Genomic DNA, 12,808 nt, shown 5'->3' on the forward strand with positions numbered 1-12,808 from the left:
CCTCACCGGGCTCGTCTCTTGATCTGGGTGCGCCCGGGCCGGCCGGTCCCCCCGGCCTGGCTCCGACCGTGCCGGACCGGTCCCCTCGTCCGGAACCCACCACGCTGGATCTGGGGTCTACCTCGGCGAGGCGGGGATCGGCGGTGCCCGAGCGGGGATCGGCGTCGCTGGACCTCGGGTCGACGTCGTCAGAGTCGAGGCCGACCTCGCCGGAAGTGGCCCCGGCCGGGTCGCCACCGGGGGGAAGGCCAAGCCCGTCATCAGGGAGTGGGCATGCCTCGGGAGGGAGGTCCGCCCCGCCGGCCGGGGGAGGGCAGGCCCCCGCGGGGAGGCAGGCCCCGCTTTCGGGAGGGACACCGGCCCCGGTGCCGGCCGGGGGACATCAGGCCGGTAATCCGTCCCGGTGCCGGATCGCGCCGGTCCGCAGGGTCACCCCGGGAGGTCCGCTACCGCTGACCCCGCAGATGCCGACCGCCGTGCTGACCCGGATCCAGTCCGGAGTCGGCGCGCTGACGGTCACCGCGCACTGGTCCGAACCGGCCGCCGGCTGGCTGATCCTGGCCTGGCAGAAGAACTCCGGCGAGCAGCGGCTGATCACCCCGGCCGACGCCCCGTTCGCCCACGACGAATGTCTCCAGCTCGACCACCGCGGCGACACCCCGGAACTGCGGATCGATCTGCGCCAGATTCGCACCGTCGACCGGATCCTGCTGGCCACCGCCCCGAACGGTCCGCCCCGCCCGTTCACCGGCGCCCTAGCCCTGACCACGTTCGGCGGCGCCCGGATCGACCTGCCGATCACCGGCACCGCCACCGGCATCGCGGTCCTGATGACGATCTACAACGTGGCCGGCGAACTGGTCCTCCGCGCCGAACACGACCCGATCGGCACCAGCCTGCAAGCGGCCTGCCTCGCCTACGGCTACGACCGGATCACCTGGCTGGACCAGCACACCCCACTGCGCTGACCAGCAGAGATCAGCTCCGGGCAATGCCTTTGCTCCGCCACGTCGCGCTGCCGGCTGCCGACCGCCGGTGGCCGGGGCTCGCTGGCCGGCTGCCGACCGCTGGTGGCCGGGGTTGGCTGCCAGGCGAGGCGGCCGTGCGTCACGGCCCGCCGCGCCAGTCGCTGCCCGCGGCCGTCCCACAAGGTGGGTCGCAGGTCCTGGCAGGTGGTCAGCTGCCGGGTTCCCAAGGAAATCCCCATCCCCATCCCCATCCACGGCCCGGCCCACGCAATAGTCCGCGCCAAGAGGCAGCGAAAGCACGCACCAAGCGCCCGACGAGGTTGCGCAACCGCCGTGGTCGTTGAACACCCCCATACCGGCCGCCACAACCAGCTCGCCAGGCCGAGCTGGCCGTGGTGGCCGTTATGGGTCCGGTTTAAGGGCCGCCAGGTCCAGCCCGGCGGGCCGGGCTGGTTGTGGTAGCCGTTATGGGGCCGGGTTATGGGCTGTCAGGTCCAGCTCGTCGGGCTGGGCTGGTTGTGGTGGCCGTTATGGGTCAGGGCTGAGTCGGTGGCGGGGTTCAGCTGGTCCTGACGGCGGTATCGCTTCTGGCGTGACGCCTGCCGATCGTCGCCGCGCCTGGATAAATCGGATATCGGCTGGAATCGGCACTCTGCTGGTGACCGTGAGCGCCAGCCGCACGGACTCGGCGAGCGTTCATGGTGGTCTCGCGGTCCTTGTTGCGCCGATGGGTGCTCGCCGGGGCGGGCGTTGTTCGTGGTTTCGGCGGGGGTCAGGGTTGTGGGCGTTGGTCGGACCAGACCTGCCAGAGGGTGGCGTAGGGGCCTGGGCGGGCGGTCAGCTCCTGGTGGGTGCCCTGTTCGACGATGCGGCCGGCGTCCAGGACGACGATGCGGTCGGCGGTGGCTGCCTGGGTGAGGCGGTGGGCGACGATCACCGCGGTTCGGCCGGAGAGGGCTGTGGCGGCTACTCGTTCCAGCAGGCGGGCGCCGGCGCTGCCGGCCTCGGCGGTGGCCTCGTCGAGGATCGCGACCGGGGGATCGGCCAGGATCAGCCGGGCGAAGGCCAGCTGTTGCGCCTGCGCGGCGGTCACGGTGTGCCCGCCCGAGCCGACCTCGGTCGACATCCCCTCGGGGAGCTGGTCCACCCAGGTCAGGGCGTCGACCGCGGTGAGTGCGGCGCGGACCTCGTCGTCGGTCGCGGCCGGGCGGGCCAGGCGCAGGTCGTCGGCGAGCGGTCCGGCGAAGACGTGCACTTCCTGGGTGATCAGCACGACCTCGCCGGCCGGCACGTGGACCGAGCCCGCCGTCGGCTGGTGCACGCCGGCGATCAGCTTGGCCAGGGTGGTCTTGCCGGCGCCGGTGGAGCCGACCACCGCGACCCGCTCACCCGGTGCAATGGTGAGATCGATATCGGACAGCACTGGTCGATCCTCCCGATAGGAGAATCCGAGACCCGAGACCCGCACGGCCGGCGAAGCGGCAGGCAGAGGCTGCGGGATCGCTGTGGCCCCACCACCGGACGACGAGGCAGGCACTACCGATGGCCCGGCCGCCCCCTCGCCGGGCGGTCCGGCAGAGGGCCCGCCCGATGGCTCGGCGGAAGGCCCGCCCGATGATGCGGCTGCGGGTCCGGTCTGCGGTGCGGCTGCGGGTCCGGTCTGCGGTGCGCCGGCGGAGATGGCCTGCGGTGCGGCGGCAGAGTCGGCCAGGTCGGCGACGCCGACCAGGCGGTTCAGGCCGGACGCGGCTACCTGGGCGTCGTCGACCAGGGCCAGGGCTACGTTGATCGGGTTGAACAGGCCGTGGAAATACAGGGCCGCCGCGGTGGCGGTGCCGATCGAGACGGCATCGGCGCGTACCAGGAAGAAGCCGGTGCTCAGCACCGCCGTCAAGCCGGCGAACTCGGCCACGTGCAGCCGCGCGTAGAACCGGGTCTGCAACGCCACCCCGCGCAGCAGCAGGTCGACGGCCTCCTGGGACTTGGCCGCGACCCGGGCGCGGTGCTCGTCGGCGATCCGGAACGCCCGGATGGTCCGCGCCCCGTCGATCGTCGCCAGCAGGTGGTGCTGCTGCGCCGCGACCGCCACCCGCTGTGAGGCGTAGAGCGGGCCGGCGCGGCGGGCGTACCAGCGGACCGTGTACACCTGCACCGGCACGGCGATCAGGGCGGCGATCAAAAACCGCCAGTCCAGGACGGCCATCCCGGCGAGGGTCAGCCCGATGGTCAGCATCGCGCGGCTGAACTCGGGCAGGGCACTGCGGGCCGCCTCGGCGATGGCCGCCACGTCGTTGGTGACGCGGGAGGTGAGGTCGCCGGCGCCGGCGCGTTCGACCTGTTCGAGGGGGAGGCGCAGCGCCGAGTCCACGAAGCGTTCCCGCAGCGAGGCCAGCATGCTCTCGGCGCCCTGGGCGAGCAGTGCCACACCCCAGCCGGCCAGGATCGCCTCGCCGAGCGCGCCGGCCACCAGCCCGGCGCCGATCAGCACGATCGCGCCGGTGCTCGCGCCGCTGGACGCCAGGTCGACGATCCGGCCGAGCAGCGGCGGGGTGACGAGGCCGGCGACGGTCCCGGCGACCAGCAGCGCCAGCGCCACGGTCATCCGCCCACGCTGCGGCCGCAGCAGGCGGCGAAGCTCCGCCAAAGTCCGCCGTCCGGTAGCCACCGGCAGCAAGACTTGTCCTGATAAATCCGACAAAGAGGCTGCGCTCGACGGCGAGGGGCTCACCAACGCGGACGCCGACGGTGAAGAGCCTGCCGGGGAGGAGGCCGACGGTAGGGGAGTAGGAGTTGTCACGCCAGCACCGTTCCTCGGTAGGTCTCGTCGCGGGTGACCAGCTCCAGATGTGTGCCCGAAGCGCACACCGCCCCGTCGTCCACCAGCACCACCCGATCAGCGACGGCCAGCAGGGCCGGGCTCGTCGTCACCAGCACCGTCGTCCGCCCGGCCCGCATCCCGCGCAGCCGGCCCGCGATCCGCGCCTCGGTCACCGCGTCCACCGCGGTCGTCGGGTCGTGCACCACCAGCACCGCAGGCTCCGCGGCGAGGGATCGGGCCAACGCCACCCGCTGCCGCTGCCCGCCGGAAAGCGTGCGTGCCTCAAAAGTCGAGTCCGGCAACGACCGGGCCACCTCGTCCGCGTCGGCCGCGATCATCGCCGCGTCCACCACCTCCGCGGAGGCGCGCCCGGCTAGCGAGATCGCCCCGCGCAGCGTCCCGTCGAACAGGTCGGTGTGGTGGTCGGTGGCCAGCAGCACCGAGCGCAGGTCGGCCGGTGCCAGCGACGACAGCGCCACCCCGTCCAGCGTGACCTCGCCCTCGGCGGGATCGTGGGAACGGCCGAGCAGCCGGACCAGTTCCATGGCGAGGGCCGGATCGGTGGTCACCACGCCGAGCATCTCGCCGGGCGCGACGGTCAGGTCGAGCGTGCTCACCCGTACCCGCAAAGCTCCTGACGCCGGGATCACCGGGACGGCCTCGCCTCCCGGCACCGCCTCGGGCGCCGCGAGAACCGCCGCGATCCGGCGGGCCGACGCGCGGCCCTGCGCGAGGTCCGCGCCCACCCAGCCGAACGTCGACATCGGCCCGACCAGGAACTGCGCCAGGCCGACCGACGAGATCAGCTGACCGACGGTCAGGTCGCCACGGACCGCGAGGAGGCCGCCGGTCACCGCGATCACCGCGAGGAACAGACCGCTCAGACTGAGAACCAGACTTTGGTACGCCGATTCAGCGCGGGCCGCGTGCACCGTGGCGGCCAACGCCGACCGGCTGCGCTCCCGATAGCGGGCGACCGCGGCCTGCTCGGCGCGCAACCCCTTCACCACGCGGAGCCCGGCGACCAGGTCGGCGGCCACCCCGGACGCCTGTGCGGCATGTTCCTGTTCGGTCTCGCTGCGCGCCTCGAGGGGTTTGCCGATCAGCCGGGTGAGCACCATCAGCGGTGGCGTCCCGAGCAGCACGAGCAGGCCCAGCGGCAGCGACACCGAGAGCAGCAGCACCGCCCCGACCAGCACCGCGCCCACCGCGGCGATGCCGAAGATGACGGCGACGGCGACCGCGCCGACCCGGGCCGCGTCACCCGTCGCGACCGACACCAGCGCACCGGGCAGCCGATCAGTTTCGGCCCCGCCGCGGTCGTGCAGCACCCGCTGGGTGACCCGCATCCGCAGGTCGTGCGCGGCCTGCTCGGAGGCGCGTTCACTGCTCCGGGCCGCATACCGGAAGCTATAGCTGAGTCCCAGGTAGACCGCGCCGAGCACACCCAGCCAGAGCGCCAGGTCACCGACGCCGCCGGCCACCGCGCGGTCGATGATCACGCCGATCAGGAACGGTACGGCCGCCTCGCCGGCCTGCCACGACGTGGCGAGCAGGGTGCCCAGCGCGATGGCGCGGCGCTGCGGGGCGAGCGCGCTGCGGATCACGCGGTGGCCGCTTGACGCGTACGGGAGAGGCGCCGGCGCCGGCGGTCGGCCGGAACCACCATCGGGGTCCCGGTCTCCGGGTCGTCGATCACCCGGCACGGCATCGCGAAGACCTCCTCGACCAGCTCCGCGGTCATCACCTCGGCGGGCGGGCCCTGCGCGAGCACCGTCCCGGCCTTCATCACGATCAGCTCGGTGGCGTAGCGGCAGGCGTGGTTGAGGTCGTGCAGCACCGCGACCACGGTCCGGCCGTCCTCGTGCAGCTCCGCGCAGAGGTCGAGCACCTCGAACTGGTGGGACAGATCGAGGAACGTGGTCGGCTCGTCGAGCAGCAGGATCGGGGTCTGCTGGGCGAGGGCCATGGCCAGCCAGACCCGCTGCCGCTGCCCGCCGGAGAGCTCGTCGACGAACCGGTCGGCCAGGTCGGCCACCTCGGTCAGCCGCATCGCGTCGGCGACCGCGGCCTCGTCCTCGGCGGACCACTGCTTGAGCATCCGCTGGTGGGCGAAGCGGCCCCGGGCGACGAGCTCCTCGACCACGATCCCGCCGGGCACGCTCGGTGACTGCGGGAGCATGCCGAGCTGGCGGGCGACGTGCTTCGACGGGTAGGACATGATCTCCTTCCCGTCCAGGTGGACCGCGCCGGCCTGCGGTTTCAGGATCCGGGCGAGGGCCTTGAGCAGGGTGGACTTGCCGCACGCGTTCGGGCCGACGATCACCGTGAACGAGCCGTCGGTGATCTGCACGCCGAGGTGCTCGGCGACGACCCGTCCGTCGTACCCCAGGGTGAGATCTTCTGCCCGTAGCCGTGAGCCGATCATCGGTTTCTCCGTTGGAAGAACAGCAACCAGGACAGATAGACGCCGCCGAGGGCGGCCGTGACGATACCCACCGGTACGTCGTTGGCGGGCAGCGCGTGCTGCGCGACCCAGTCGCCCGCGGTCAGCAGCGCCGCACCCATCGCCGCTGCGGGCAGCACCCCGGCCCGCGGTGAACGGCTCAGCCGGGCGGCGATCGGCGGCGCGGCCAGCGCGACGAACGCGATCGGACCGGCCGCCGCGGTCGCACCGGCTGCCAGCCCGACGGCGGCGAGGGCCAGCACGGCGCGGCTGCGCTGCACCGGCACCCCGTGCAGCACCGCGATCTCGTCGCCGAGCGTCAGCATGGTCAGGTGCCGGCCGTAGTAGAGGACCAGCGGCAGCAGCACCACGACCGTGACGGCCACGATGGTCACCTCGGTCCAGGTGCGCCCGTTCACGCTGCCGATCAGCCAGACCTGCGCGGCGATCGCCTCGTCCAGGTGACTGCGATAGATCAGGTACGAGTTCGCCGCGTCCAGCAGCGCGGACACCCCGATGCCCATCAGCACCAGGCGGAACGGCTGGGTGCCGCGCCGGAACGCGAGCAGGTAGATCACCACCGAGGTGACCACGCAGCCGATGATCGCGCCGGCCGCCACCTGGACCCCGCCGCCGCCCAGGACCAGCATCACGATCAGCGCTCCGGACGCCGCGCCGACGGTCAGGCCGACGAAGTCCGGGCTGCCCAGCGGGTTGCGGGTCAGTCCCTGGAAGACCGTGCCGCTGGCGCCCAGGGCCGCACCGACCAGCAGCGTGGTCAGCACCCGGGGCAGGCGCAGCTGGTAGACGATGAAGTCGGTGCCGGCGTCACCCCGGCCGCCCAGGCTGCGCAGCACGTCGGCGACCGGCACCGGGAAGTCGCCGGTGGTCAGGTTGACCAGGGCGACGGCGAGCGCGATCAGCAGCAGGACGGCGCCGACGGCCAGCGAGCGCGGGTGCACCCGGATCGAGAGGCCGCCGGCCCGGAGAGTGATCACAGTTCGCTCAGTTTCCGCCGGCGGCACAGCGCGATGAACAGGGGAGCGCCGAGGAACGCGGTGACCACACCGACCGGCAGCTCGGCCGGCGCGACGAGCACCCGGCCCAGCACGTCCGAGGCGAGCAGCAGGGCCGGCCCGAGGATCAGCGAGTAGGCCAGGATCCAGCGCAGGTCGGCGCCGGCGAGCAACCGGGCCGCGTACGGCACGGCCAGCCCGAGGAACCAGATCGGGCCGCACGCCGCGGTGGCCGCCCCGCAGAGCAGGGTGACCGCGAGGATACCGAGCGCGCGGATCCGTCCCGGGTGCGCGCCCAACGCGGCCGCCGACTCGTCGCCGAGGCTCAGCGCGTTCAGCTGCCGGCCCAGTGCCAGCGCGACCAGCACCCCGAGGATCAGGAACGGCGCGAGCTGCACCAGGGTGTCGCGTTCCCGGTCGGCCAGCGAACCGACGTCCCAGTGCCGGTACCTGTCGAACGCCGCCCGGTTGGTGACCAGCACCGCCCAGATGATCGCGCCGAGCACCGAGGTGAGGCTGACCCCGGCGAGCACCAGGCGTTCCGGGGTGACCCGGCCGGAACCGCCGAGCCCGAACACCGCCGCCGAGACGAGCGCCGCGCCGATGAACGCGAACCAGACGTAGCCGGTGGCCGAGCCGATCCCGAGGAACGCGACCGCGACCACCACGCCGGTCGACGCGCCGAGGCTGACACCGAGCAGGCCGGGTTCGGCGAGCGGGTTGCGGGTGAGTGCCTGCATGACCGTGCCGGCCAGCCCGAGCGCGGCGCCGACCCCGATGCCGAGCAGGGTTCGGGGCAGCCGCAGCTGGTGGACGATGTCGGAGGCCGCGCTGTCGTCCGGGTGCCACAGCACCTGCCAGACGATGCCCGGGCCGAGGGTGCGGCTGCCGACCGCGACGCTCAGCACGATTGCCGTGGCGAGCACGGCCGCCCCGATGCCGAGACTGATCCAACGTCTGGCCGCGCGGGTCGAGGCCACCGATGGTACGTCGGTGACCTGCGTCAACGTGGACTCCATGCACCCCGCCCCGTCAGTAAGGTGAGGCTAACCTACAGGTCCGGTCGTCGGCGGCACGCCGGCGGTCCGCAACAGCCGCAGCCAGGAGTCGCGGTCATCCGGCCATGATGGCGCATCCGGCACACCGGAGTGAGTTAGGAAGGTAAGCCTAACCTACACTGCAGTCCTCTCAGTTCAGAAAGGGATCTGCCGTGCGGCGACTCCTCTCCCTGGCCACGGCCGGGGTCATCCTTCTCGTGGCCGGTTGCGGTCCCAACTCCGCCAACGACACGGCCGAACCCTCGTCCTCGTCGGCGGCCGGCGCCACCGGGTTCCCGGTCTCGCTGGAGCACAAGTTCGGCACCACCACCGTCGCGGCCGAGCCGAAGCGGATCGTCACGGTCGGCCTGGTCGAGCAGGACGCCCTGCTCGCGCTCGGCGTCGTGCCGACCGCGACCACCGAGTGGTTCGGCGAGAAGCCCGGCGCGATCTGGCCGTGGGCCGAGGCCGCGCTCGGCTCGGCGCCCAAGCCGCAGGTGCTGACCAGCACCGACGGCGTCCAGTTCGAGAAGGTCGCGGCGCTGCGCCCGGACCTGATCCTGGCGATCTATTCCGGACTGACCGCCGAGGACTACGCCACCTTGTCGAAGATCGCGCCGACCGTCGCGCAGCCCAAGGACACCGTCGACTACGGCGTCGGCTGGCAGGACCTGACCCGTACGGTCGGCGCCGCCGTCGGGCGCAAGGACCAGGCGGAGAAACTGGTCACCGACACCGAGGCGACGTTCGCCGCGGTCCGCCAGGCGCACCCGGAGTTCGCCGGCAAGACCGGCATGATGGCGATGACCTGGGAGGGCTACTACGTCTACGGCCCGCAGGATCCGCGCGCCCGGTTCCTGACCGACCTGGGCTTCACGCTCCCGGCCGGCCTGGCCGAGGTGACCGGCAAGGAGTTCGGCGCGAACCTGTCCAAGGAACGCACCGACATGCTCGACACCGACCTGCTGATCTGGCTGGTCGACGCGTACGCCAAGGACAAGGCGAAGGTCCAGGCCGACCCGCTCTACGCCAAGCTCGGTGTCACGACCGAGGGCCGGGACATCTACCTGGAGAACGGTGAGCTGGTCGGCGGGGCCACCTCGTTCATCACCGTGCTGAGCCTGCCGTTCCTGCTGGAAAAGCTGGTCCCGCAGCTGTCCGCCGCGGTCGACGGCGACCCGGCCACCGCGGTGCAGCGCGCGAGCTGAGTCAGAGCGTCCTCCCTGGTCGGCTTCCCATCCACCCGGTGGCGAAGTCGACCAGGTCGCGTTGCGGCATCAGCCGGGCCTCGGCCTCGCCGACCGTACCGACCGTGACCGCGCCGGTCGCCTCGAAGGCCGCGCCTATCTCATCGAAATCGGTCACGTCTTGATCCGCCGCGACCCAGGTCGCCCAGTACGCCGTGCCGTCGCGCCCCCGCACCGACGAGCCGTAGTCGGCCATCGGCGCCAGCTCCTGCCGGCTCTCCGCCAGATGCAGCGACGAGTTGCGGTGGTGCCCGCATCCGAGCAACAAGACTTTTCCGTACGAACGGTAGACCGCCCCCACCGGCGACCGTTCGCCGAACGGCTCGTCCAGCGGATGGTCGTCGGTCATCGCCACGGCCCGCGCCCCGAGCGCGGCGAACGACACCTGCGGATGCTCGCTGCGCCGGGCCCCAGGCCAGCAGCGCACCGTCTCCGGCAGGATCCCCACCCACTGACTCGGGGTGCGCAGCGGATCGAACCCGGGACTCTGCGCCCGGATGATCGGCCACCAGTCGGCCGGCACCGGCGGTTTGCTCCAGTCCACCGGGTCGGTGTTGGACGGTGTGTGGGTCGGTACGACCAGGGTGCCCTTGCGCCCGAGCACGTCGAGCAGGGCCTGCACCACCGCCTGCACCCCGCCGGCCACGAACCCGATCGCCCGCACCGAGGTGTGCACCAGGACGGTGTCGCCGACCGCGAGCCCGAGGGTGCGCAGATCGTCGGCGAGCGAGGCGGCGGTATGGGGTTGATCCTGAGTCACCGGGCAAGTATGTCGATGACCGGCTGGTCCCCGCTCGCTACTTTCGGCACGTACCGGGAGATCGGGAAAGGACCAACGACCCTGCTGGCCAAGACCCCGCGGGATCAGGATGATATCGATGGAAGGAGGTGGCGATGGTCATCGTGGTGCTGTTGTGGCTGGCCGCGGTCGCCACCGGCGTGTGGGCGATCTGGCCGGTCGCCGCGTCGTCCTCGTCGCCGGCTCCCGACGCGCCGCCGGAGCCGCTGCCGGCTCCGGCCAGCCTCGAGGGTGTGCTGGCCGGTCAGGTGATCCGCCGGGAGATCACGTGTGGGCAGTACCGGCGGGCTCTGGAACGTCTCGCGATCCGCGACGACGAGCGCCACCCGATGTCGGTTCCGGACGACTCGGCGGGCTGACGCTCGGTGCCGACGGCTCAGCGGGCTGAGGCGAACAGGTCGAGCATCTGTCGTTGCTGGGGGAGCGACGCGGTCCAGTCGGCGTCGGCGGCCGTCCAGCGCAGCAGGTAGGAGCGCTGATCGGTGACCGCCACCAGCACCCGGCGCTCGTGCCGGACGGTGTCCGAGTCGGGCCGCCAGGTGTACTCCCAGTCCGCGGCGCCACGCTTGAGCAGCAGCACGCCCATGCTGATCCGCTCGTACCCGGGCAGCGTCCCGGCGGTCCGCGCGGCCTTCTCCCGGCCCTGCCAGTACGCCAGCGGCCGCTGGGTGACCACCGGCGAGACGTTCACGCTGAACGCCCGGCGCCCCGGCGCATCGCTGAAACAGACCTCGTTGCCGCTGGTCGAGCGCTGCCACCCGGCCGGCAGCCCGAGCGCGAACCCGGACGGGTCACGGAACCAGATCCAGCCCTTCGGCAGCCCGGCCGGCGCGAACGTGGTGGCCGCGACGACCGGCCGCGGGTCGGCGCCGAAACCGCACGCGTCGAGGGGCGACGCCACCAGGGCGGCCGGTGCCGCGGGCGGCGCGACGACCCGTACCTGCTGGTCCGGGCCCTGGCGGCTGGCGGCCAGCGCGGCGCCGCCGCCGGCGAGCACCAGCAGGGCGCTGCCGGCCAGCACGAGCCGGCCCCGGTACGGCTTGCGGGCGCGCCGGACCGCGGGCGGGCCGTCGACGATCGCGCGGAGGCGCGACTCCACCTCGGCGGACGAGGGGCGCTGCTCCGGATCGCGGCGGAGCAGGTCGAGCAGCAGCGGGGCGAGCGGCCCGGCCAGCTCCGGCGGGTCCGGTGGCTCGGTGAGCAGCGCGCGGATGGTGGCCGCGGCGTCGCCCCGGCCGTGCGGCGCCCGGCCCTCGACGGCCGCGTAGAGCGTCGCGCCGAACGACCACAGGTCGGAGGGGACACCGGCGTCGCCGGTCTCCAGCCGCTCCGGCGCGATGTAGCTGGGCGAGCCCAGCCGCGGATCCGGCCCGGTGTCCGTGTCGCCCAGGGTGGCCAGCCCGAAGTCGGTGAGTACCACCCGGCCGTCGTTCGTGAGAAGCACGTTGTCCGGTTTGACGTCACGGTGCAGCACCCCGGCGTCGTGTGCGGCCCGCAAGGCCGCGAGCATCTGCAGGCCGATCTGAGCGGCTTTGGCGTACGACAGCAGCCCGTCGTCCTGCACGACCCGGTGCAGCGACCGGGACTCGACGTACTCCATCACGATCCAGCAGTGGCCCTGACGCCACACCACGTCGAAGACCTTCACCACGCCGGGGTGGTCGAGCCGGGCCGCCGCCCGGGCCTCGCGCATCACCTGCGCGACGAGCCGGGCCTCGGACGGCACCCGGATCTCTTTGACCGCGACGGTACGCAGCAGCAGGTCGTCCTCGCCCCGCCAGACCCGGCCCATCCCGCCCGTGCCGATCACTTCGAGGAGCCGGTACCGTCCGCCCACCCGATCGTCGGTCCTGTCCACGCCGGCCATCACCACTCTCCGAATCCCTCGCTCTTCGGGCATTCGGAGCCGCGACGGCCGTGGATGGGTGCTGTTTACTATCGGGCGCCGCCCGCGTTCACCACCTCGTCCGGGTCGATCGGGCCGAGGAAGCCGAAGATCACCACGGCGCGGTAGTAGACCCAGGCCAGGGTGTAACAGGGTGGCCGGGCCGCGATGGCGTAGGTCGCGCACTTGCGCTTGAGGTCGGCGTAGAGCGCCACGTCGATCCGGTCCTTGGCGGCCGGGGTGAACGCGCCCGCGTCCTTGTAGTTGCGGTAGCCGAAGTCGTGCCGCCAGCAGGCCAGGTGGAAGTCGTAGCCGAGCGGCCGGTCGGGGCTGGCCGAGCAGTAGTCGGTGCCCCAGTCGAAGTGGTAGTCCGCCCACTTGTCGCGGTTCTGCCGGGCCGCGTTCCAGTCCTGGTAACTGCCGGCGCCGGTCTGGGTGAACGAGGCGAGGACGGCGAGCCGGTCGGGGGCGGTCGCCGCGTACGCGGGACCGGTGAGGCCGAGGGTGACGGCGGCGACGGTGGTCAGGGCGGCGAGACTGCGGCGTACGGACAACCGGACCTCCCGGTGACGAAGGGCCACCCAGTCTCGCC

The 12,808-nt window shown here is 72.6% G+C and carries 11 protein-coding genes; 3 read left to right on the forward strand and 8 right to left on the reverse strand.

The window, feature by feature from the left end; translation table 11 throughout:
- The first annotated feature begins 464 nt into the window (after nucleotides 1-464).
- Entirely contained in the window at nucleotides 465-968 is a 504-nt protein-coding gene (locus tag Apa02nite_RS37730; RefSeq protein WP_203829320.1) for a hypothetical protein, read from the forward strand.
- A gap of 772 nt (nucleotides 969-1,740) precedes the next feature.
- Here the strand turns inward: Apa02nite_RS37730 and Apa02nite_RS37735 are convergent.
- From Apa02nite_RS37735 to Apa02nite_RS37755, 5 genes are all read right to left on the reverse strand, one after another.
- Nucleotides 1,741-3,570 (reverse strand): ABC transporter ATP-binding protein, encoded by a 1,830-nt coding sequence (locus Apa02nite_RS37735; RefSeq protein ID WP_239164816.1) that lies wholly within the window; start codon nucleotides 3,568-3,570, stop codon nucleotides 1,741-1,743.
- A gap of 191 nt (nucleotides 3,571-3,761) precedes the next feature.
- Complete coding sequence (locus Apa02nite_RS37740; RefSeq protein WP_203829322.1) at nucleotides 3,762-5,393, reverse strand: ABC transporter ATP-binding protein; 1,632 nt, start codon at nucleotides 5,391-5,393, stop codon at nucleotides 3,762-3,764.
- Nucleotides 5,390-6,214, reverse strand: a complete 825-nt coding sequence (locus tag Apa02nite_RS37745) for an ABC transporter ATP-binding protein (protein ID WP_203829323.1) — start codon at nucleotides 6,212-6,214, stop codon at nucleotides 5,390-5,392. Before Apa02nite_RS37745 ends, Apa02nite_RS37740 begins: the two co-directional genes overlap by 4 nt.
- Entirely contained in the window at nucleotides 6,211-7,230 is a 1,020-nt protein-coding gene (locus tag Apa02nite_RS37750; RefSeq protein WP_203829324.1) for a FecCD family ABC transporter permease, read from the reverse strand. Before Apa02nite_RS37750 ends, Apa02nite_RS37745 begins: the two co-directional genes overlap by 4 nt.
- The gene (locus Apa02nite_RS37755; protein WP_203829325.1) at nucleotides 7,227-8,267 is read right to left on the reverse strand and encodes a FecCD family ABC transporter permease; all 1,041 of its coding nucleotides are present in this window, start codon (nucleotides 8,265-8,267) and stop codon (nucleotides 7,227-7,229) included. Before Apa02nite_RS37755 ends, Apa02nite_RS37750 begins: the two co-directional genes overlap by 4 nt.
- 191 nt (nucleotides 8,268-8,458) lie before the next feature.
- Here Apa02nite_RS37755 and Apa02nite_RS37760 point away from each other — a divergent pair, with 191 nt between their 5' ends.
- Entirely contained in the window at nucleotides 8,459-9,493 is a 1,035-nt protein-coding gene (locus tag Apa02nite_RS37760; RefSeq protein ID WP_203829326.1) for an iron-siderophore ABC transporter substrate-binding protein, read from the forward strand.
- Between the two features lies 1 nt (nucleotide 9,494).
- Here the strand turns inward: Apa02nite_RS37760 and Apa02nite_RS37765 are convergent, their stop codons facing one another.
- The gene (locus tag Apa02nite_RS37765; RefSeq protein WP_203829327.1) at nucleotides 9,495-10,292 is read right to left on the reverse strand and encodes an AAC(3) family N-acetyltransferase; all 798 of its coding nucleotides are present in this window, start codon (nucleotides 10,290-10,292) and stop codon (nucleotides 9,495-9,497) included.
- A gap of 134 nt (nucleotides 10,293-10,426) precedes the next feature.
- Between Apa02nite_RS37765 and Apa02nite_RS37770 the strand changes: the two genes are divergently transcribed.
- Nucleotides 10,427-10,690 (forward strand): hypothetical protein, encoded by a 264-nt coding sequence (locus Apa02nite_RS37770; protein ID WP_203829328.1) that lies wholly within the window; start codon nucleotides 10,427-10,429, stop codon nucleotides 10,688-10,690.
- A gap of 17 nt (nucleotides 10,691-10,707) precedes the next feature.
- On the opposite strand, the gene Apa02nite_RS37775 is transcribed toward Apa02nite_RS37770, so the two are convergent.
- Nucleotides 10,708-12,189, reverse strand: coding sequence for a protein kinase domain-containing protein (locus tag Apa02nite_RS37775; RefSeq protein WP_239164817.1), 1,482 nt, complete (start codon nucleotides 12,187-12,189; stop codon nucleotides 10,708-10,710).
- A gap of 77 nt (nucleotides 12,190-12,266) precedes the next feature.
- On the reverse strand, nucleotides 12,267-12,770 hold the full coding sequence (locus Apa02nite_RS37780; protein ID WP_239164818.1) for a phospholipase: 504 nt from the start codon (nucleotides 12,768-12,770) through the stop codon (nucleotides 12,267-12,269).
- Between the last annotated feature and the right edge of the window lie 38 nt (nucleotides 12,771-12,808).

Origin of the sequence: Actinoplanes palleronii (assembly GCF_016862315.1) — a bacterium.
Lineage (GTDB): Bacteria > Actinomycetota > Actinomycetes > Mycobacteriales > Micromonosporaceae > Actinoplanes > Actinoplanes palleronii.

Excerpts from the sequence above, each read along its gene's own strand:
- Apa02nite_RS37730 (WP_203829320.1), top strand. The coding sequence starts at position 465 with ATGCCGACCGCCGTGCTGACCCGGATCCAGTCCGGAGTCGGCGCGCTG.
- Apa02nite_RS37735 (WP_239164816.1), bottom strand. The coding sequence starts at position 3,570 with ATGACCGTGGCGCTGGCGCTGCTGGTCGCCGGGACCGTCGCCGGCCTC.
- Apa02nite_RS37745 (WP_203829323.1), bottom strand. The coding sequence starts at position 6,214 with ATGATCGGCTCACGGCTACGGGCAGAAGATCTCACCCTGGGGTACGAC.
- Apa02nite_RS37755 (WP_203829325.1), bottom strand. The coding sequence starts at position 8,267 with ATGGAGTCCACGTTGACGCAGGTCACCGACGTACCATCGGTGGCCTCG.
- Apa02nite_RS37770 (WP_203829328.1), top strand. The coding sequence starts at position 10,427 with ATGGTCATCGTGGTGCTGTTGTGGCTGGCCGCGGTCGCCACCGGCGTG.